Raw genomic sequence first — 20,672 nt, forward strand, 5'->3', positions numbered from 1 at the left:
ATGGCGTCTGTATAGTTACATGAGTCGCCGGCACACGGGGTAAAAATCCTAGTGATTAACCACAGTGTGCTGAAGCGCTTGATGTTCGGAAGTACATCTCGACGCGGGGTGGAGCAGCTCGGTAGCTCGCTGGGCTCATAACCCAGAGGTCGTAGGTTCGAATCCTGCCCCCGCTACCAACTTCCCGCCCCTACCAGTGGAAACACCGGTAGGGGCCTTTTCTGTTTTGTGCTGGAATCGCCATTTGGGGCTTTGAATCCTGCACCACGTAGGACTTCGCCGCTCCCCCCCCAAGCCATGCACTTAGAAAGTAAAATCTTCTCGCTGTACGGTATCGTCGGTACGCTCAAAGATCGAAGCGCAGGATTACAAGGACTACATTCTCGGCTTCATCTTCTATAAGTTCCTGTCCGACCAAGTAGAGCAGTTCATGCTCAATAACGACGCTGAACCGGAAGACCTGCCCGATGCGCTCGTTGAGACCGACACTGACACCGTGGCCCTGGTGCGTAACAACTTGGGCTACTTCCTCACTTACGAGAACCTGTACTCGACGTGGCGGGACATGGGTAACGACTTTTCCATCGCTCACGTGCGCGACGGCCTGGCTACCTTCAAGCGCAACATCGCCCCGGAGCACAAGCACGTCTTCGAGGGCATCCTTAACACCCTGGACACCAGCCTGTCGAAGCTGGGCACAACCGACGCTGCCCGTACCTCAGCCATCAAGAAGCTACTGGACCTTATCGATGACATCCCCACTGATGGCAAGCAGGGCTATGACGTGCTGGGATACATCTACGAGTACCTCATCGAGAAGTTCGCGGCTAACGCGGGCAAGAAGGCAGGCGAGTTCTACACCCCGCATGAGGTCTCGCTCATCATGAGCAACATCGTCGCTGACCACCTCAAGGACCGCGACGAGATTCAGATTTACGACCCGACCTCCGGCTCTGGCTCCCTGCTGCTTAACATCGGCCATGCCGTCGCCAAGCGCATGGGGGACCCAGACCGTATTAAGTACTTCGCCCAGGAGCTGCGCGAGAACACCTACAACCTCACCCGCATGAACCTGGTCATGCGCGGCGTGAAGGCGGACAACATCGTCGCCCGCAACGGTGACAGCTTGGCCCATGACTGGCCGATGTTCGACGAGTTCGACCCGGTACAGACCTACCAGCCGCTCTATGTGGACGCCGTAGTCTCCGACCCGCCCTACTCCCAGAAGTGGGAACCCGAAGGCAACGAGGCTGACCCGCGATTCGCACGGTTTGGTCTAGCTCCGAAGACCAAGGCCGACTACGCCTTCTTGCTGCATGAGCTGTTCCACGTCAAACCCGACGGTATCCTCACCATCGTCCTGCCGCACGGCGTGCTGTTCCGTGGCAGCTCGGAGGCCGACATCCGCCGCAATCTCATCGAGGCCAACCACATCGATGCCATTATCGGCCTGCCTTCCAACATCTTCTACGGCACCGGTATCGCGACCATCATCATGGTGCTCAAGCAAGAACGTGACCGCGATGACGTGCTGTTCATCGACGCCTCGCAGGGCTTCATCAAGCAGGGTAAGTACAACCACCTGCGTGCCCGCGACATCCAGCGCATCGTCGATGCCGTCCGCAACCGCGTTGACGTGCCACACTTCGCTAAGGTCGTGACCCGCGACGAGATTCGTGCCAACGACCACAACCTCAACATCCCGCGCTACGTGTCCGCCACCCTGCCGCCAGAGTCTGTAGACCTGTACGCCACCATGCACGGCGGCATCCCCACCAGTGAGATTGCCGCCTTGGAGCACTACTGGACCGCCCTACCGGGACTGCGTGAGGCGCTGTTCACCGAGAAGGTAGAAGGCTACGCGGAGCTGAAGACCGCCAACCTGCGCGAGACCATCGACAAGCACCCTGCAGCCCAGGCACTGCGTAACCAGGTTGACGCTGCACTATCCGACCTCCCGGAGAAGCTGCACGCGCTGCTGGTGGACGGCGCGGCCACCGTGCCCATTACCACCACCGAGGACCAGCTTAAGGCAGACCTGTTCGACCGACTCGACCCTGTACCGTTGGTTGATGCCTACGAGGGCTACCAGGTACTGCATGACAGCTGGGTCAAAACCGCCGGTGACCTAGAAGTCATCCAGACCGAAGGCTTCGATGCCCTGCGGGTCAACCACCCCGTGATGGAGTGGAAGACCAAGGAAAAGAAAAAGGTCTATGTCCAAATCGGATGGGACGGGCGCGTTGCTCCCAACGAGTTGGTGCAGACCTTCTACCTGGCGCAACAGAAGGACCAGGTAACGCAGCTAAGTCGCGACGTGGACACAGCTGTATCTGAGCTAACACAGCTTGTCGAGGGCTTAAGCGAAGTCGACAAGACCGACCTGACCGAGATACTTAACGACAAGCAGGACGCCTTCAAGAAGACCGAGCTGAACAAGGCCATCAAGGACCTGCCGAAGCTGGCCAAGGGCGAGACCTGGCCGGAGGACAGCACTGAGGCTGCCATGCTCAGCGCCAAGGCACTTATCGCCCAGCGGGACAAGCTCAAGAAGAACCTCAAGGCTGCGCAAGAGCAGTTGGAGAAAGACACCTACGCGACCATTGAAGCGCTTACCGAAGCGCAGGTCGATGAGGTGCTCACCGCCAAGTGGATTACTTCACTTATGGATGACCTGCGCGAAATCCCTGGTCACGTGCTTGCAGGCCTGGCCGGCCGCGTCCAGGCGCTGCACGACAAGTACGCCGTCGCGCTGACCGACCTCGACGTGAAGATTCGCGAGACGGAGCAAGAACTCGCTGGCCTACTGAGCGGGCTTACCGGCAACGCCGCCGACATGCAGGCCGTGGCTGCACTCTAGGAGCTGCTGGGCGGTGGTCGCGATGCATAGTCACAACGTGCCCGCACTGCGCCTGGAGGGCTTCGATGGTGAGTGGGAATTGAAAGCCATTGGAGACCTCAGCGAAAGGACTTACGGTGGCGGTACGCCATCTAGCGATGAACCGGGCTACTGGTCCGGGGACATCCCTTGGATTCAATCCTCTGATGTTGCGGAGCAGGGGGTCGCCCCGGTCGCCCCTCGTAAGCACATCACCGAGGAAGCTATTTCACGCTCTGCTGCTATGCAGATTCCTGCCGACTCTGTTGCAGTCGTCACTCGTGTTGGCGTTGGCAAGGTCTCTTTTATGCCGTTCCCTTACGCCACCAGCCAGGACTTTGTATCGCTATCAGACCTTTCCGGTGACCCTGAATACATCGCTCTTACTGTTAAGCGGCGTATGGAGGGACTCGCTGACCAGCTGCAGGGTAGCACCATCAAAGGTATCACGAAGACTGAGCTGTTCAATCAGGCTGTTTATTTCCCGCCCGCTCTCGAAGAACAGTAGGCCATCGGCGCTATCTTCACCAACCTCGACGATGCCATCAACCAGCACACCAAGAAGCACCAGGCCCTGCAGCAGGCCAAAACTGCTCTCATGCAACGGATGTTCCCGCAGGAGGAGGGGCAGACGGTGCCGGAGTTGCGGCTGGAGGGCTTCGACGGTGAGTGGAAGACGACAACACTGGGTGAACTCGGCTCGTTCAAGTCAGGCGTCGGATTCCCGGAACGTGAACAAGGCGGGGAAGCAGGCCTACCTTTCTACAAGGTATCGGACCTCTCCGCACCAGGGAATGAGCTGCAACTGCGCTCCGCCAACCACTATGTGACGGAGGAACAGATTGTTCGTAATCACTGGGTGCCTGTAACAGCTGTACCTGCGATTCTGTTCGCCAAGGTTGGTGCTGCTGTCTTCCTAGGGCGCAAAAGACTCGCTACCGATACATTCCTCCTCGACAACAATCTCATGGCGTTTTCCTTGGACACCAAATCTTGGGATGTTCAGTTTGCCGATACCTACCTCAAGACGGTGGACCTGACCCGATTCACTCAGAGCGGTGCTTTGCCGTCACTGAACGCCCGTCACTTGGCAGAGGCGGCGGCTACCATTCCACCCACCCTTGAAGAACAACAGGCCATCGGTGCAGTGTTCACACGGCTGGACACGCTCATTGCTACCGAGGCCAAGTACATCGAGTCCCTTAAGCAGGCCAAGGCGGCGCTGCTGCAACGGATGTTCATCTAAGGAGCAGCTATGACCACACCATTTCGTTCTGAGGCTGAGTTCGAGGCGGTACTCATCGACCTGCTAACCCGCCACGGCTGGAGCAAGGAGTTGCTGCGCTTCCCGACAGAGCAGCAGCTCATCGACAACTGGGCGAACATTCTTTACGCCAACAACCGGGGCCGTAACCTGCTTGGCGACGTGCCGCTCACCGAGGGCGAGATGGCGCAAATCATCGAGCAGGTCAACAACCTGCGTACGCCGCTGGCGCTCAACGAGTTCATCAACGGTAGCACCGTGACCATTACCCGAGATGCACCGCAGGCCGCCAACTTCGGCTCTGAGGTTAGCCTGAAAATCTACGATCGCCTAGAGATTGCCGGTGGCCAGTCGCGCTACCAGATTGCCGTCCAGCCGCGCTTCCAGACCGCCAATGAGCTGCTGCCCACCCGACGTGGCGACTTGATGCTGCTCATTAACGGTATGCCGGTCTTCCACATCGAGCTGAAGCGCTCCGGCGTGCCGGTCTCTCAAGGTGCGAACCAGATAGCCAAGTACGCCCACGAGGGCGTCTACCAGGGAATCTTCTCACTGGTGCAAATCTTCGTCGCCATGACCCCAGAAGAGACGATCTACTTCGCCAACCCGGGCGCAGGCAAGTTCAACCCGGACTACTTCTTCCACTGGGCAGACTTCAACAACGAGCCGCGAATCCGGGCTATCTGGAGCGCTGGGTCGTGCGCGCGGATGAAGTTAACCCGGACGGCGACGTCGCGCTGTCGCAGCAGGCGGTCGACGAGTTCGTGATGGCGCCGTGCGTCCGCTGCGGTTCGGAGCTGCTCAAGCCGGACGTCGTCTACTTCGGCGAGCCGGTTCCGGTGGAGCGGCGGGACGCCGCGCGTGCGCTGCTTGCGGACTCGCGCTCGCTGCTTGTCGCCGGTTCGTCGCTCGCCGTGATGAGTGGCTATCGCTTCATGCTCGACGCGCTCAAGCAGGGCAAAGAGGTCTCTGTGGTGAACGGCGGCCCCGGACGCGGCGACCCGAAGGCGACGACGCTGTGGCGCACGCAGGTAGCGCCGGCTTTTGATGAGCTACTGGATCTGCTTGATGTGTAAGGCTGGGGTACGGCAGGCCTAAAGCTTCTCGAAGTACATGACTGCGGTGTCGGTGTTTTTCTCTGGTGCCGGGGGATCGGTCTGCTTGCCTCGCCACAGGGGGCTGATGCCTGGCATGAACCAGGCGAGCAGGGCAACGAGAACCGCGATGACGATGGCGGCGGGAGTTGCATATTCGAGCGGCACGAACCAGTATCCGGCCGCGCACAAGGCGATGATGATGCAGACCCACAAGGGGACTAGGACGCCGAGGTTGAGCCGCCGCGTGGCGCGGTATTCGGCCCAGTCTTCGCCGGGGAAGCGAGTGCGCGCTTCGGAGCGAATCCGACGCGCGGTCTTGTGCTGTTGCAGCACCGAGGCGATGAGGGTGAAGGCCACGCCGGCGCCTGCAACGAGCATGTCTGCGGTGACGGCTCCATAAGCTGCAATCGCGAGCGCGAGAGACAGCGCAAGGCGCTCGGAGACGCTGAGAGGTAGCCCACGCGTGGGGTCTACGTCGGGATACAGATTTTTGAAGGCGCTGGTAGACGACGATGTCATGACCGAATGAGGGTGTCCTTTGTTGGGGGTTGCTTACCTAATCTAGGTTAGTATAGCCTATACAAAACTGCTTAGGTATGTGTAGCCTAACTTCTGATTCTTTTTGTTCATCGCATCAATACTTCATGAGGACTCTCTCCGTGATTCTCCGTCGAATATTGGGCACTCTTGCTGCCAGTACTCTCATCGCACTCCCTTCGGTCGCGCTCAACGCTCCTGTCGCCTCGGCTGCCGGCACTTGCTCCTGGAATTGGGGCATTAAGCAGTCCTACCGAAGCTATATCCAAGGCCAAGTCGCCAAGGGCCAGTGGGAAACGGACGGCATTGGTTTTACCGGTTCCGAAACCGGCGCAGACGGTGCTTTTACCTTCACTCCGGGCAAGGCTTCCGTAAACGGCGATACCGTCACCGTCCCCTTCGGCGGCGTCATCCACTTCACTGGACACAACTACGGCGGCGACGATCTGTTGGATATGACGCTGACAGACTGGCAGATTCAGGCCTCCGGCAACCGGGCGGCGATCGTGGTGGATTACGTCTCTTATGAATCTGACATGGTGGATAAGTCCGCACGCGGCCCGCAGATTACCGGCGATAACGTGGTCATCGCGGGGATCGATCTAGATCAACCCGTCGACGCGTCCGCGCACACGCTCGACCTTTCCGGCGACGTCACGCTCACCGACGAAGGACACAAACTCTTCATTGCCTATGAGTCGGGACAGTCGATGGACCCCTCGTCAGGGACCGTGGCCACGGATGGCAGCTGCGGCGGGTCCTCTGGCGGTTCAGGCAGCGGTTCGAAGTCCTTGGGGACAATCTCGGGCACGTTTACTGGTCGCAATGCAGAAGCCATGGCGATTCTGAAGGAAACGAACGACACCATGAATGGCCTGACCACCTTCATGGGCAACACGGAGTCCTTCCTAGACCAGCTAGAATCCTTCCGTTCTCGCACGGAAGCCGCCACGGGCACGACCACCAGCACTACCACTAGCACCACGAGTGGTTCAGGCGCGTCGGGAGCCAACACTTCGGGCACCGCGAGCCCTTCGGGTGCTTCGGGTAGTACTTCGAGCACTTCGGGTAGTACTTCGGGCAGTACTTCGGGTACTTCCGGCACTACTGGTGCTACTGGAACCACAAGAACCGCGCGGCCACAGGACCCCGGGTCCGCGGCTAGTGATGGGCAGTCAGAAACCTGCGTAGCCACGGGCGTGCAGGCTGCGACCGCCGAGTGGGGTGTCAAGAAGTCCTTCCAGTCGTATATCACCGGCTCCATCGCCAAGGGCGCCTGGACGCTCGACGGCGTAGGGTACGACAACTCGCGTTTCCAGTTCACGGGCACCGGCGGAGATGTGGATACTGCGGCGCAGTCAGGTTCCATCCGCTACGGCGGCGCTATGCATTTTACCGGCCACAACGGAGTCCTCGATCTCAATATCGCGAACCTGGAAGTCCGGTTCAACGGGACGAGCGGTCAACTCATCGCCGACGTGCGTTCCTCCAACATGGAGGGCGAGCGCAAGGACTTTGGACGCACGGTGCTCGGAGACGTGTCGTTTAGCCTGCTCGACGTGAGTGACTCCGCCGTCGACGGCGAAGCCACCGTCACGCTGACCGCAGCGGGCAATGATGCGTTCGCGAATTTCTATGAGCCGGGCACGACCCTTGATCCGCTTTCGTTGCATGCACAACTTGGCGGATCCGGGGACTGCGCCGGGGCGAGCGGAACTACGGCACACACTGGTGCGGCGACGACCTCCGGCGGTCAGAGCGCTGCGGCGGCAAAGCGGGCGGCATCGGAAAGCTCTGCGGGAGACGGCCCGCAGGCCGCGGCCGGCACGAGCACGTCTGGTTATGAAGACGGCAGCGGCAACTTCCAGATCAAGAAGGCCGCGGCCGCGGGCTCCTCGCCGGAGGCGAGCACGTGGCTCCTGCTGCTTATCGCAGGCCTCGCCATCGCCGGCGGTTCCATGGGCTCCGTCGTCCTGCGCAACCCGGCGTAGCGCACCCCTTGTTACCCAAGACTTGAGAAAGGATACGTTTCGCATGAAACGACTTTTGGCGGCGTTGGCGTGTGTCTTCGCCCTCACAGGGTGCGGCGTCCAAGGCGCCTATGAATCCCAAGACGCGCAGCTGCGCGACGCCCTCCCAGACGCGCAGTCGGCCAAAGACCCGCGCTCGTTTACGGGTGTGTCGAATGTGACGGACTTCGAGGATGTCGTCGCGGTGGCGGAGTCGCCTACTCCCGCGCTGCCGGTAGAGCTCACGGATGCTGACGGCTACGACGTCTCCGTTACGGATGTGTCCCGAATCGTGGCATTGGATCTCTACGGTACGTATACGAAAACCCTCGAGGGCCTAGGGCTTACGGACAATATCGTGGGTCGCACGGTGTCGTCGACGGAAAACGCTATCGCCGATCGCCCCGTCGTGACCCAGGGCGGACACAACATCAACGTGGAAGCCGTGCTCGAACTCCGGCCCACGCTGGTCATCGTCGATCATTCGATCGGCCCACGCGACGCCATCGACCAGATTCGCGCCGCAGGGGTGACCACCGTGGTCATGGAGCCGAAACGCACCATTGACTCGGTGGCCGAGGACATCACAAACCTGGCCGCGGTCGTGGGTCTGCCAGACGAAGGCGAAACGCTGGCCAACCGCTCCGTCGAAGAAATCGAAAAAGATAAGGCGGCCATCGCAGACATCGTGCCGGAGGAGCCAATGCGCATGGCGTTCCTCTACGCGCGCGGCAACGGCGGCATCTTCTTCATCATGGGAGAAGGCACGGGTGCCAAGGACCTCATTGAGGGTGTGGGCGGCGTAGACCTCGGCACCGAATACCACCTCTCTTACGCCGAACCTGCCAACGCCGAATCTTTGGCAAAGATTAACCCTGAGGTCATCATCATGATGACGGGCGGCCTGGAGTCGACCGGCGGCGTCGAAGGCCTCCTCGAGCGCCCCGGCATTGCACAAACCACCGCGGGCCAAAAGCAGCGGATCGTGACCATCCCAGACGGGCAATCGCTCGCCTTCGGGCCCTTGACCGGACAGACCCTTCTCAAACTTGCGCAGGCAATCTATGACCCAGACAATGCTTAAACCGGCGGCCCCCACGGAGGTTTTCGCTCGGCGCTCCCGCCTGCGGGTTGGTGTATTCGTATCGCTTGGGGTGCTGCTTGGTGTCGCCTTCATCCTGTCGCTTGCGCTGGGGCAGTACTACGTCGCGCTGGGTGACTTGGTGCAGATTATGGCCGCGGGCCCTGGCGGTGGCTTGACGGCCAACGTCGTGTGGCAGATCCGCCTGCCGCGCATTCTGCTCGGTTTCTTGGTCGGCGCGTGCTTGGGAGTGGCGGGCACGCTCATGCAGGCCGTGTTCGCCAACCCGCTGGCTGAGCCCTCCATCGTGGGCGTGACCTCCGGTGCCGGTGTAGGCGCGGCCGTGGTAATCGTCTTTAATATCTCCGTCCTGGGTACCTTCACGGTGCCGCTCGCGGCGTTTGCTACGGCGCTGCTGGTTACCGCGCTGATCTACCAGTTGGCGCGCTCACGAGGGCGTGTGGCGGTGGTCAATCTGATCCTGACCGGCATTGCTATCAACGCGGTGTGCAACGCCATCATCTCCTTCATGATGTACCTGGCGCCTACCGCGAACCGCGAGCAAATCATCTTTTGGCAAATGGGTTCGCTCAACGGTTCCCAGTGGAAACACGTGTGGGTGGGCCTCCCCATCGCCCTCCTCGGGATGGCCATTGCGCTGCGTCTTGGCCGCCAGCTAGATGTGCTCGCGCTGGGCGAGCGCGCCGCGGAACACACTGGCGTCGACGTCAAGCGACTGCGCATTATCGCCATCGCTGCCTCGGCGATCCTTACCGCCGGCGCAGTTGCTTTCGCCGGACTTATTGGGTTCGTCGGCCTTATCGTGCCGCACCTGCTGCGTACGATCATCGGCCCAGAAAACAGGGTCTTGCTGCCGGCCTCTGCGGTGGCGGGCGCCGTACTCATTGGCTTTGCCGACGTCGCTGCGCGCACGCTCATTCCTTTCGCCGACCTTCCCATCGGTATCTTTACCGCGCTCGTGGGTGGCCCCACCTTCTTCGTGCTGTTGCGCCGGATGATGAAGAAGGGAATGCATTGATGATTAACGTTGCGAATCTTTCCGTTTCGATCGGCGAGCGGAACCTGCTTTCCGATGTCTCCTTTGTCGCCCGCCCAGGGGAGGTCACCGGCCTCATCGGCCCGAATGGTGCGGGCAAGTCCACGCTGCTGGCGGCCATCGCCGGCGATATTGATTACACCGGTTCCGTTTCCCTCGTGGGGCAGGATCCGGCGGTGTCCTCCCCAGGGGCGTTGGCCCGTGCGCGTGCGGTGATGCTGCAGGACGTTACTGTGTCCTTCCAGTTTCTCGTGCGTGATGTAGTGGCCATGGGCCGGCGCCCTTGGGAGGGCACCGCCAGGCAGGCCGAGGACGACGCGATCATCGACGCAGCGCTTGCGGCGGTGGATGCGACGCACTTGGCCGGCCGCGATATTGCCACGCTCTCTGGCGGGGAGCGTGCGCGTGTGGCGTTGGCCCGTGTACTGGCGCAGCAGACCCCGGTGATTCTTCTCGATGAGCCGACTGCGGCGCTGGACATCCGCCACCAAGAACAAGTCTTGGGATTGGTGCGCTCGATCGCGGCGCAGGCTGGAGTGGCGGTGCTGGTGGTACTCCACGATTTGGGCGCCGCTGCGGCCTATTGCGATCACATCGTGTGCCTAGCAGACGGGGCAGTTGCCGCCGCCGGCCCGGTGCGCGAGGTCTACACCGACGAGATTTTGTCGCAGGTCTATCGCTGGCCCATCCAGGTGAGCAAGGCAGACGGCCACATCTCAGTCCATCCCGCGCGATGTCAGGTCGCCGATCCCGAGCAGTCTTTTGTCGATCTACTTAAGGAGTCTTAACTCATGCGTATTGTCTCTTCTTCTCTCGCGCTGGCGCTGACCGCCTCGGCGCTGACCGTTCCGGCAGCCTTTGCTGCCGATGCCCCCACCTGCGCCCCTGGCCAGACCCTGGAGACCCGCATTGTCTCCGGAACTGTGAATTGGGGCATCAAGGAATCTTTCCGCAACTACATCACCGGCCCCATCGCGAGGGGTGGGTGGACCACGTCCGGCGCGGTAACGCAGGACGAGGGTAACAAAGGCGGAGCAGACTTTCAGTTCCACTTCGAGGTGGATCCTTCTGCGTCCTCGGTGAGCCTGGGCGAAGACGGCACCGTCACGAAAGCCGATATTCGAACCAAGGATTCGACGCTGGAGTTTGAGGGCCACCACGGTGCGCTGTACACCAAGATGCTCTCGCCTTATGTCCTCACGGAGGCAGGGCAGGCAAAGGCGGGCACGTCCTACGAGGGCTACTACGTGCCGGGCAAGGGCATGACGGAATACACCCCGGAGGACCGCACGGAAGAAAACAAGAAGTCGGGCACGGATACCTTCGCTGAGGGCAATGCCGCATGGTCGAAGGACGGCGATATGCTCACGCTGAATGCGACCGACGTGACGTACAAGCCGAAGGCGGGTACCTACTACGATCGCGAGTCGAAGATCCAGCACATCGAGGGTATCGACGTGATCTTCATGGGCATGTACAACGAGAGCTACAAGCCGGAACTTGATGATGCACAGGTGACCTTGAAGACCGCGTCCGAGTGTGTGGGTCCTGCCGATGAGGGCACCGAGACCACCCCAGGGGAGCAGGACGAGCCGGGCCGCGACGAGCAGGGCAAGGACCAGGCAGGAGACCAAGGAAAGACTCCTGAGAAGGACCCAGAGAAGAAGCCGGAAAAGGGGCGGGATCAGAACCAAGGCGGCACGGATAACAAGGGCGAAGAAGGCTCTTCTTTTTCCAACGTGTGGAATATCGTGTTGGCGCTGACCGCTCTGGGCGGCATGTTTGCGGTCATCGGCGGCGCCATCGTGCAGTCCGGCGTTCTTAATCCCCTGCTGGCGCGCCTGCGTTAGCGAACCTGCACGGGTCTATTCCGAGTCGGCGTGACCCGCGTTGGCAAGGGCGTGGCTTTGGGCGTCGTGAGGATTGTCCAGGGTGGGGGAGAGCTGTTTGAGCACCGTGCGCACGATGGCGCGCACGCGCTTGTCCATGGGCATATCCATGTGTGAGACGACGGCGCGTTTGTCGACGTCTTGCACATAGACATTGCGCACCGTTCCGTCGGGAGTGTCGCCGGGATCCAAGAAACAGGTTTCCGGCGGCACGACGATGGAGTCTTGCTTAGTGGCCACGCACGTGTAGCTCACACCGGGGGCCAGGTCACCGTTGCGGTTGAGCTCCTCCAGCGTCGCGCTGCCCACGATTTGTTCCATGCCGGCTGGGCCGAAGTAAGCGTCGATGATGGAGCGCATGACGTGTTCTTGGCGGCGGCTGGAAATCAACGAGCTGACGATTCCACCTTGGGTGGTGCCGTGGTTGGGCGCCGACAGGCAGATGATGTGGCGCACGCGGTCCACCGCATCGTGGTTATGCATCCAGTAGCGGGCGACGATACCGACTTGAGAGTGTCCGATGAGCACGACCTGTTCCGCGCCGGTGACGGCTTGGACCGCGTCGATATACGCGCCGACCTGATCGGCGGAGGCGGCGATGGGGCCGGTGGCGCGGGCGCCATAGTCCGGTGCGAACACGGTCCAGCCGTCCTCGCGCAGCTCGGAGCCGAGCAGCTGCCATACGCCTTTCGTATCCGTCGTCCCGTGGATGAGAATGATGGGCCATGGGTGGTCTTCATCCGGGCGCGCTGCCCAGTCGTCTTCGAAAACGCCGCGTGGCTTCAGGCGTGCGCCGAGCGGTAGCGATGCCAGGCGTGCCGCGGTCTCTGCCTCGTGGTCGTCGCCTGCGGACCCGCGTGGATGGCGAAAGTCGAGGTCGAAGAAGCTGCGGCGCTCGGCACGCAATAGCTCGGCGATTTCGTCGGCCACTTCCTCGCGCAAGGCGTTAGCGGGCGCAGGGGTGGTAATGCCGTGGCGCGGAGAGTCTGAAACTTGTTCCGCCGCCGGTGTCTCCGGCAGGCCTTCGGTGGCGTCGTAGCTGACGGAAGGGGGAGTCGGGTCTGAACGCCAGAACCGCCCGAGTCCCTCGGAGATGAGGGTTTCGAGTTCTTTGAGCGGTTCTTTGAACGAATCTGTTGCCATAACTCTCATCCTATTTCGTGCCGCGATACATTAATTTTTCGGAATTATTAGTGGTAACGGTGATATTTCGCGGGATCGCGGGAGAAAGTTCTCGTTCCCCCTTGACCATCCAACTAAAGGTTTATAAACTAAGCCTTGCCTAATCACGGGCGGTTGCTTACTAGGAAGGTCGCGCTCCACTTCCTTCTCACGGTAAGTGCCGAAAGATTAGTCATGGGGAGAAGGCCCGTCAGCGCGCAGCTGACGGGCCTTCGTTTATCTCTGGAAGTGGTAGTTGGGGGACGAGCCCAAATTCCTGCGCCTACCGGCGTGCTCGCGAGCTTTCGCTACGTCTTTTCTTCCCCCGCGCGCCTGCGCATGGAAGTCTTCGGCGGCCTCGCCGTCGCCCTCGCGCTTATCCCCGAGGTCTTAAGCTTTTCGATCCTGGCGGGGCTGGATCCACGCGTTGGACTCTTCGCGTCCGTCATCATGGCAATCTCCATCTCCTTTACTGGTGGTCGTCCTGCCATGATCTCCGCCGCGGCCGGCTCGGTCGCGTTGGTCATTGCTCCCTTGTCTGCCTCCCACGGTCTGCAGTACGTCCTCGCGGCGGTGCTGCTGGCGGGAGTCCTGCAGATCGTTCTCGCTTTCCTCGGGGTCGCCAAGCTCATGCGTTTTATCCCGCGCTCCGTTATGACTGGCTTCGTCAACGCGTTGGGCATCATGATGTTTACCGCGCAGCTGCCGCACCTCATGCACGTCCCGTGGATCGTCTATCCCCTCGTGGCGCTCGGTGTGGTCATCATGCTTCTGTGGCCGAGGCTCACGGAGGTCGTCCCCGCCCCGCTCATCACGATCCTCGTCATCACAGTGCTCGTCGTCGTCTTCCGCTGGGACATTCCGGACGTCGCGGACCAAGGCGAGCTACCCACGAGCCTGCCGGGCTTCGTTTTCCCTGACGTGCCGCTCACGCTCGACACGCTCACGCTCATCGGCCCGTACGCGGTAGGCGTGGCCCTCGTCGGCCTCATGGAGTCGCTGCTCACAGCCAAACTTGTCGACGACATTACGGACAGCCACTCGGATAAAACGCGCGAGTCCCTCGGTCAGGGTATTGGCAACGTCCTTGCGGCGAGCATCGGCGGCATGGGCGTGTGTGCGATGATTGGCCAGACGATGATTGGCGTCAAAGCTTCTGGTGCTCGCACGCGCCTGTCGAGCCTGCTCGCTGGCATCTTCCTCCTCATTCTCATCCTTGTGTTGGGCGATACCGTGGGTGCGATTCCCATGACTGCGCTTGTCGCCGTCATGATCCTCGTCGCCGCGGACACGGTGGATTGGCACTCGGTGCGCACCATCCACCGCATGCCGCTGTCGGAAACGCTGGTCATGCTCGTGACGGTTGTGGGGACATTGGTTACTCACAACCTGGCGGTCGGCGTCATCGCCGGCGTGCTCACGGCCATGATTGCGTTCGCGCGTCGCGTCGCGCACCTCACCCAGGTCGAGCTCGTTGCTTCCGATGCCACCCGCGCCGCGTACCGCGTCACCGGCCAGCTTTTCTTTGCTTCGTCCAACGACCTTGTCTATTCCTTTGACTACACGCTGGGAGTCTCTGAGGTCGATATCGACATGTCGGCTGCGCAGGTATGGGATGCCTCGACTGTGGCGACGCTGGATGCGGTGCGTGAGAAATACGCGCAGCGCGGCGTGACCGTGGATATTCGGGGTCTTGATCCGGTCAGTCAGCAGCGCCTCGACCGGCTCTCGGGCAATTTGGGGGACTAAAACCTGGGGGAGAGATGTGCGCTGAGCATGGGGGTGCGACGATTAGTCATACTTTCGGTCGAATATGCGTCACTGTGGGCATGAAGTATGGCATAGGTCTTGATATGTAAGGCTTGCCTTGTTTAGACTATCCACATTAAGGTTAGGCAAGCGTTACTTAATCAGGAGGAATTTGGCCATGACCGTTGCCATGACCACGACGCCGCTTTCGCAGATGCTGCGTGAGGAAACCGCGCGAGCGCACGCCAGCGCAGAGGGCTCAGATTTTATGACCCGCTTGATGGCGGGTGAGCTCAGCGCAGAGGCACTCGCCACCTTTACTGGGCAGTTGTGGTTTATCTATGAGGCGCTTGAGCGCGCGGTCCGCACGGTAGCGGATACTCGCATCGCCGGAGCGGTGGCCGACCCCCGGTTGGAACGCCGCGATGCGCTGGAACTCGACCTCGCGGAAATGTACGGCCCGCAGTGGCGCGACGAGGTGCGTATCCTTCCCGCCACCGCACGCTACGTCGCGCGCCTGGAATCGCTCGATACGCCGGGATCGGAGCCCCGGGTCGTTGCTCACCACTACGTGCGCTACCTTGGCGATATCTCGGGTGGGCAGGTTATTGCCGCGCGCCTGGGGGCTCTCTACGGTATCGACCCGGATGCGCTCAATTTCTATAACTTCGCGGCGATTGGCAAGATTCCGCCCTACCGCAGCGCGTACCGCAAGGCGCTCGACGAGCTCGCGCTTTCTGATGCCCAGCGTGCCGCTCTCATCGCCGAGGCACAGGCCGCCTTCGCGTGTAACTCGGCAGTCTTCGCCGAGCTAGCGAAGCTGTATCCGGGCGCAGCGTAGCGCCGGGTTCACTATTTCCTCTCTTCCCCCTTCTTGTTTTATCTGTATTTCTAAAGTGACCTGGAGGTCTGTCGCGTGAAGAAAATCTCTTCTGCTTCTCTCGCATCTGCTCTTATCGTCTCTGCAATGGCTGTTCCGGCTACTGCTGCAACGCAGGACCTGACGGCGGGTACATTCGCCTGGCCCATCAAGACCTCATTTATGGAGCATCTTGCTGGCCCAATGGCAGCTGGCCGTTGGACGACCACGGATGGGGCGACGTATAAGGACAATCAGCTGCTCTTTCCGGTCAACGTCGCTGAGACGACGTTAGATGCGGACGGCAACGGCACCATCGTCCTTGACGGTTCGGCGCATATCGTGGCCTACAAAGGCCTGGGCGCGGGCGGCTCGGCCGGCCTCGATCTCACCTACTCAGATCTCAAGCTGCAGGTGCAAGGCACGAAGGTCGAGCTCGTTGGAGACTACGTTTTGTCCGGGGATCCGGGCGATAAGGGCGCGCAGGTCGACAGGGATGGCGATGATGACGTGCTGGTCACGTTCACCCTCGATGCCCCCATCGCGGTTGGGACCGATGTGAGCGCGCAGGATCGCCAGGCCACCGCGGGTGCAGGCCTGGAGGGCTCGCTACTGCGCTATAAGGAAGGTCAGATACTTGAGGGCGGCGACGTTGATCTCGTGCTGGACTTCGCTGATGGCAAGGATGCCGGGGTAGTCGAGGGGCATAAGTCGACGGGACTTGCCCGGGCTTCCGCGCAGTTGGGAACGCTGAGCTCGGAGGAACCGTCGAGCGAGGGTATCGGCATCCTCGTGGGGGTGATTGCGGGCGTTGTGGCGCTCGTGGGTACCGCGGTGGCAGGGATGCCTTTGGTGCTTGATGCGCTCAAGCGGGCGGGCATCCGACTCTAGTTCGATTGCTTCCGTTTGTGTGGATTCGGGCGTTGATCAGGTTGCGGTAACTTAGGTTACCGTGACCAAAATTGTCTTTGGCCTGCATGTTTGGGAACCCTAACCTAGCTAGCGGCATTTTTGAATATCTGTATTATGGGAGACTATACCGCCGGAAACCCGTTGGATAGCCGTCGGAAAAGACAGAAATTTACCTATTGAACAGGTACCGAAAGGCAAGGATATTCAATGAACGAGAAGCTGCAGAGCCTGCTGAACGCACAGGTTATTAACGAGCACGGCGCCGCCCTCATCTACACCCAGCTGGCCTACGAGATGGATGATCTTTCCTTCCCGGGCATGCGTGACTGGTTCTACGCTCAGGCTGCGGAGGAGCGCGAGCACGCTCAGAAGTTTGCCAACCACCTCCTCGCACGCGGTTACCGCGTGGAGCTCACCGATGTCCCGGTTCCGTCTGTGAAGGCCGCGACCCCGCTCGACGCTTTCGAGGCTGCCTACGCACACGAGCAGAAGGTCTCCGAGCAGATCCGCGAGATCGCTCGTACCGCTGATGAGGTGAAGGACCTTGAGTCCCGCCAGATCGTGAACTGGTTCCTCGACGAGCAGATTGAGGAAGAGGACACCGTCACCGAGATTATTGACCAGATCAAGCTCGTGGGCAACGATGGCTCCGGCCTCCTGCGCATCGACGCCACTCTGGGCTCCCGCGCAAAGTAGTCACGCGTGGCCATCAAGGCCTAGCTAATACACAAAGGTCAAGGGACAGTGACCATGCGGTAACAAACCCATCAAGATTGTCCTAATATCTCCCACCAACCCCATGGTTGGTGGGAGACTGCGTTTTATATGTCTATGAAGCAGAAAACCTGGACCGTGGTCGTGCTCCTCGCGCTCGCCGTCGCCTTGGGCGTCGGCATGGCGTTGAGCAGTACGCACGTTGCGCTCGGCACTTTTCTGCTTGGTGCGGCACTCATGCTGGGGCCCTTCGCGGGGGCGGGTCTCTTTCTTTTTGCTGCGCTCATCGCGGTGAGCCTGCCGCAGAAGTCCATTGCGTCAGTCGGCGGCGCGCTCGTGCTTGCCGCCGTGGGCTTGGTGATCTTCACGCCGCTCGGCATCATTCCGGACGCCATTGTGCCGCTGTATGCAGGAGGCGCGGCGCTGGGTGCCGTGGCGGTGCTGCTCGTGCCCACGGGGCTGCCCGGACGCTTGTTCCGTTTCTAGAACTCTGTCGTTTTGGGACGAGTCTGCGCGGCTTTCCGTAGTCTGGATGTATGTCGACGTATCTTTTCGATTTCTACGGAGTCTTGCTCCGTCATCGCCCACCGGAGCCGAAGGAGGCGCTGCTACGTCTCGTCGGTGCCGAGGATCCGGCCGCTTTTTGGACGGCGTATAACGAATTGCGCCCGGCCTATGACGCGGGCGTGGTGAGCGACGAACGCTGGTGGCGCCAGATGCAGGTGCGCCTAGGCCTTCCGGACTTCGATATCTCTGAGGCCGTCGCTCAGGACTTCGAGCCGTGTACGGCGCCGGACCTCGACGTCGTGGGGTCGCCCAGGAGTTGCTTGGCGCGGGCAATGCGGTGGGCGTGCTGTCCAATATTCCGGTGGGACTCGGTCGTATGGTGCGCGAGCGCAACGACTCGTGACTCAAGGAATTCACCGCCGTGGTGCTCAGTGGCGAGATTGGCGTGGTCAAGCCCGACAAGCGGGCCTTCGACGTGGCGATGGACGCGTTGGGTGCGAGTGCGAAAGACACACTCTTTATTGATGACACCCAGGGCAACGTCGACGCAGCACGGGCGGCAGGGCTGCGCGGGTATCTCTACGACGGCAACCTTGCCGAACTGCGTGCGGAGTGCGGGCTGGCCTAGGCGGCGCGCACCTTCGCGGTGTTCAGCTCAAGCGGCGTGCGCAGGAGCGGGTCGAGCGCGACGGCGCGGGCGATGGAGCGGACGATCTCCTTGTGGTTGGGGATCATGCGCAGCTCCGTCGCGGACGCGAGATCGGGGTCGAGCTCGCCGCGTGCGGCCGAGGCAAAGAGCTTCGGCGCGGTGGGCACGTCGTAGAAGGCGGAGCCGGCGATGACCACGGTGTCGGGGCGGTGGGCATCGATAAGCTGGGCCGTAAGGCGGCCGAGGTCGGAGGCGCGCTGGGCAAGGACCGAGGGGGCATCGGCAGCCTCAGCGAGACGGGGCGCAAGCGCGGCGTTGACGAGGGTGTCGCGTGGGTCGGCGCCGTCGAACTGTGGGAGCTCGATGGAGGCAACGCCGTCCTCATCGGACAGGGCGGCGCCAATCGAGTCATCCGCGAAGAGGACGAGCGTGCGGGCTTCGTCGCCGAGAGGAGCGGCCTGCGTCTCCGAAGCGAGGATGGCGGGCACGGCCGGGGTGACAGTGACGGGGACGCCGAACTGGAAGTCGAGGCGTCCTGCGATATCCATGCCGTCCCAGCCGAGGTTGGCCGCGTGGACCTTGCCTTCTTCGTCGACGGAGCCGGAGGTGGTCACGCCGACGGAAACGAGTGTGCGGTCGACACCGGTGGTGAGCCGGTTGACGCCAGCGATGACGTGCTCGACGAAGTCATCGGGGCTGAGCTTCGAGACCGGGGTGGGAACGTTGTCTTCGCGGATAATGCGGCCGCGGGTGTCGTAGAGGCCGATATACGTCGAGGTGGTGCCGACCGCGATGCCGGAAAGGAGCCAGCCGTTATCGGAGGCCTCGAGCGGAACCGTGGGGCGGCCGCGACCTTGGGAGCGGGTGAGGTCCGTGCGCTCTTGGATGAGGCCGGCCTTGAGGAGAGCGGCGGTGGCGCGGGTGATGGTGGGCTGGGACAGTCCGGTGGCCTCCACGAGCTCGCTGCGCGTGATGATGGGATTGAGGCGTACGAGGTGGAGACGGGCCTGACCCCCGGACAGTGGACACGTCGGGGGTTAGCTATGCTGCTTGGGTCAGTGTAGCTGATGTGAGTGCTTCGAAGTCATCGGGGGCTAGAAGGTTGCACCAGGAATGCCGTCTGCGCGTGTTGTAGCGCATGCACCATCGAAAGACTTCTTGGCGGCAGACGATGGGATTGTCAAAGACTTTCCGATCACGCAGGACTTCACGCTTTAAGGTGGCGTTAAATGATTCTGCCAGGGCATTATCAGCACTCGTTCCCACCGCTCCCATGGATTGGCGAACACCAAGCTGGGTGCAGTGGTCCCTAAAGGCTTGTGAGGTGTACACACTGCCGTGATCGGAATGGAATACAGCCCCGTCAAGACTGCCACGCACACCGTGCGCGTGGGCTAGTGCATCGACGACCAGTGACACTCGCATGTGGTCTGCGATCGCATAACCTGCAAGTTTCCGTGAATACGTGTCAATGACTGTGGCCAAATACATGTTCTTGCCACCCTTACAGGGCGGGTAGGTAATGTCGCCAAGATAAACGCGGTTCGGCTCGTTGGCTGTGAATGTACGGCCTACTAAGTCCGGCATGACACGGTGGCCAGGCTTGCGCCTGGTAGTGACACATCGGCGGCGCTTGGTAAAGCCTTTAAGTCCCATGGATTTCATGATGCGTGCGACCTTCTTGTGGTTGATCGGAGGAAAGTCCGTATCGTCGTTGAGGCTTGCAGCGATGCGTTTAGCACCATAAAGCCCGTGCTCATCATCGAAGATGGTTGTAATTCTCGCACCAATAAGGGCATCGGAACACATCTTTAACCTGCGCTTTTCACGGGTTTGGACCCATTTATAGAACGAGGAGCGATTGAGCTTTAAAACGTGGCACATCCGCTTGACCGAGTATTCGGTTCGGTGGTCATAGACAAACTGGAAGCGGATCACCAGCGTGTCTCTTCGGCAAAATATTTAGCAGCTTTACGTAGAATATCGCGTTCTTCGCGCAGCTTCGCGTTTTCTTTTTCCAGCTGGCGGATTCGCTCAGAATCAGTCGCCGCTTGGGCTTTATCATGCACGGCTCTAATGCGGGCACGCTTTCCGGTGCCGTACTTGGTGACCCAAGAATGCAGCGAGGCACGGTTGATACCGAGCTCTGCTGATGCTGCGTTCAGCGAGAGGTCCTCATTGTTTTCATAGAGGGCCACAGCATCGCGTTTGAACTGTTCGGAGTACCTGGACATGGTGGTAGATTACCTTTCTTCCCAGCCCGACTGGGCTGGAATGAAAGGTGTCCACCAAAAAGGGGTCAGGCCCAA

At 60.9% G+C, this 20,672-nt stretch carries 18 protein-coding genes, 1 tRNA gene and 2 pseudogenes; 17 read left to right on the forward strand and 4 right to left on the reverse strand.

The window, feature by feature from the left end:
• The first annotated feature begins 102 nt into the window (after positions 1-102).
• The 6 genes and pseudogenes from ACLI1P_RS03765 to ACLI1P_RS03790 form a co-directional block, all read left to right on the forward strand.
• Positions 103-179, forward strand: a tRNA-Met gene (locus ACLI1P_RS03765).
• Positions 180-349: 170 nt separating this feature from the next.
• A pseudogene (locus tag ACLI1P_RS03770) lies at positions 350-2,860 on the forward strand (type I restriction-modification system subunit M); the annotation flags it as partial.
• A gap of 37 nt (positions 2,861-2,897) precedes the next feature.
• On the forward strand, positions 2,898-3,386 hold the full coding sequence (locus tag ACLI1P_RS03775) for a restriction endonuclease subunit S (RefSeq protein ID WP_232748495.1): 489 nt from the start codon (positions 2,898-2,900) through the stop codon (positions 3,384-3,386).
• Between the two features lie 90 nt (positions 3,387-3,476).
• The gene (locus tag ACLI1P_RS03780) at positions 3,477-4,124 is read left to right on the forward strand and encodes a restriction endonuclease subunit S (protein ID WP_227485839.1); all 648 of its coding nucleotides are present in this window, start codon (positions 3,477-3,479) and stop codon (positions 4,122-4,124) included.
• Between the two features lie 9 nt (positions 4,125-4,133).
• Positions 4,134-4,910 (forward strand): type I restriction endonuclease, encoded by a 777-nt coding sequence (locus tag ACLI1P_RS03785; RefSeq protein ID WP_070524725.1) that lies wholly within the window; start codon positions 4,134-4,136, stop codon positions 4,908-4,910.
• A pseudogene (locus tag ACLI1P_RS03790) lies at positions 4,808-5,218 on the forward strand (Sir2 family NAD-dependent protein deacetylase); the annotation flags it as partial. The gene ACLI1P_RS03785 and the pseudogene ACLI1P_RS03790, both read left to right, overlap by 103 nt.
• A gap of 18 nt (positions 5,219-5,236) precedes the next feature.
• Here ACLI1P_RS03790 and ACLI1P_RS03795 read toward each other — a convergent pair.
• Positions 5,237-5,758 (reverse strand): hypothetical protein, encoded by a 522-nt coding sequence (locus ACLI1P_RS03795; protein WP_070524723.1) that lies wholly within the window; start codon positions 5,756-5,758, stop codon positions 5,237-5,239.
• A gap of 125 nt (positions 5,759-5,883) precedes the next feature.
• Here ACLI1P_RS03795 and ACLI1P_RS03800 point away from each other — a divergent pair, with 125 nt between their 5' ends.
• Genes ACLI1P_RS03800 through ACLI1P_RS03820 form a run of 5 tightly spaced genes read left to right on the forward strand, consistent with a single transcriptional unit; the run spans position 5,884 to position 11,773 of the window.
• Positions 5,884-7,767 (forward strand): HtaA domain-containing protein, encoded by a 1,884-nt coding sequence (locus tag ACLI1P_RS03800; protein WP_070524721.1) that lies wholly within the window; start codon positions 5,884-5,886, stop codon positions 7,765-7,767.
• Between the two features lie 43 nt (positions 7,768-7,810).
• Complete coding sequence (locus ACLI1P_RS03805) at positions 7,811-8,869, forward strand: ABC transporter substrate-binding protein (protein ID WP_411709447.1); 1,059 nt, start codon at positions 7,811-7,813, stop codon at positions 8,867-8,869.
• Entirely contained in the window at positions 8,862-9,905 is a 1,044-nt protein-coding gene (locus ACLI1P_RS03810; RefSeq protein ID WP_180963883.1) for a FecCD family ABC transporter permease, read from the forward strand. The genes ACLI1P_RS03805 and ACLI1P_RS03810 overlap by 8 nt, the downstream gene beginning before the upstream one ends.
• Positions 9,905-10,711, forward strand: coding sequence for a heme ABC transporter ATP-binding protein (locus ACLI1P_RS03815; protein ID WP_070524714.1), 807 nt, complete (start codon positions 9,905-9,907; stop codon positions 10,709-10,711). Before ACLI1P_RS03810 ends, ACLI1P_RS03815 begins: the two co-directional genes overlap by 1 nt.
• 3 nt (positions 10,712-10,714) lie before the next feature.
• Positions 10,715-11,773, forward strand: coding sequence for an HtaA domain-containing protein (locus ACLI1P_RS03820; protein WP_070524713.1), 1,059 nt, complete (start codon positions 10,715-10,717; stop codon positions 11,771-11,773).
• A 15-nt stretch (positions 11,774-11,788) separates the two neighbouring features.
• On the opposite strand, the gene ACLI1P_RS03825 is transcribed toward ACLI1P_RS03820, so the two are convergent.
• Complete coding sequence (locus tag ACLI1P_RS03825; RefSeq protein ID WP_070524711.1) at positions 11,789-12,964, reverse strand: esterase/lipase family protein; 1,176 nt, start codon at positions 12,962-12,964, stop codon at positions 11,789-11,791.
• A 348-nt stretch (positions 12,965-13,312) separates the two neighbouring features.
• On the opposite strand from ACLI1P_RS03825, the gene ACLI1P_RS03830 reads away from it, so the two are divergent.
• The 6 genes from ACLI1P_RS03830 to ACLI1P_RS03855 all read left to right on the forward strand — a co-directional run bounded on the left by ACLI1P_RS03830 (position 13,313) and on the right by ACLI1P_RS03855 (position 18,342).
• Positions 13,313-14,722, forward strand: a complete 1,410-nt coding sequence (locus ACLI1P_RS03830) for a SulP family inorganic anion transporter (protein ID WP_070524759.1) — start codon at positions 13,313-13,315, stop codon at positions 14,720-14,722.
• A gap of 190 nt (positions 14,723-14,912) precedes the next feature.
• Positions 14,913-15,563, forward strand: a complete 651-nt coding sequence (locus ACLI1P_RS03835; protein ID WP_070524757.1) for a heme oxygenase (biliverdin-producing) — start codon at positions 14,913-14,915, stop codon at positions 15,561-15,563.
• A 126-nt stretch (positions 15,564-15,689) separates the two neighbouring features.
• Entirely contained in the window at positions 15,690-16,472 is a 783-nt protein-coding gene (locus tag ACLI1P_RS03840; protein WP_083299245.1) for an HtaA domain-containing protein, read from the forward strand.
• 228 nt (positions 16,473-16,700) lie between these two features.
• Positions 16,701-17,189: a ferritin gene (locus ACLI1P_RS03845; protein ID WP_070524707.1), complete on the forward strand. Its 489-nt coding sequence runs from the start codon at positions 16,701-16,703 to the stop codon at positions 17,187-17,189.
• Positions 17,190-17,318: 129 nt separating this feature from the next.
• On the forward strand, positions 17,319-17,693 hold the full coding sequence (locus tag ACLI1P_RS03850) for a hypothetical protein (RefSeq protein ID WP_070524705.1): 375 nt from the start codon (positions 17,319-17,321) through the stop codon (positions 17,691-17,693).
• A gap of 442 nt (positions 17,694-18,135) precedes the next feature.
• A complete protein-coding gene (locus ACLI1P_RS03855) occupies positions 18,136-18,342 on the forward strand; it encodes an HAD-IA family hydrolase (RefSeq protein ID WP_070524703.1) in 207 nt (68 codons plus the stop codon).
• On the opposite strand, the gene ACLI1P_RS03860 is transcribed toward ACLI1P_RS03855, so the two are convergent.
• Together ACLI1P_RS03860 and ACLI1P_RS03865 are read right to left on the reverse strand one after the other, a co-directional pair.
• The gene (locus ACLI1P_RS03860) at positions 18,339-19,385 is read right to left on the reverse strand and encodes an ROK family transcriptional regulator (RefSeq protein ID WP_070532436.1); all 1,047 of its coding nucleotides are present in this window, start codon (positions 19,383-19,385) and stop codon (positions 18,339-18,341) included. The two genes, ACLI1P_RS03855 and ACLI1P_RS03860, sit on opposite strands and share 4 nt — an antisense overlap.
• Before the next feature lie 19 nt (positions 19,386-19,404).
• A protein-coding gene (locus tag ACLI1P_RS03865; RefSeq protein ID WP_102234021.1) for an IS3 family transposase occupies positions 19,405-20,597 on the reverse strand; the annotation gives its coding sequence in 2 pieces (ribosomal slippage) (positions 19,405-20,318 and positions 20,318-20,597; 1,194 coding nt in all).
• Between the last annotated feature and the right edge of the window lie 75 nt (positions 20,598-20,672).

It is taken from the genome of Corynebacterium tardum, from assembly GCF_046717785.1.
GTDB lineage: Bacteria > Actinomycetota > Actinomycetes > Mycobacteriales > Mycobacteriaceae > Corynebacterium.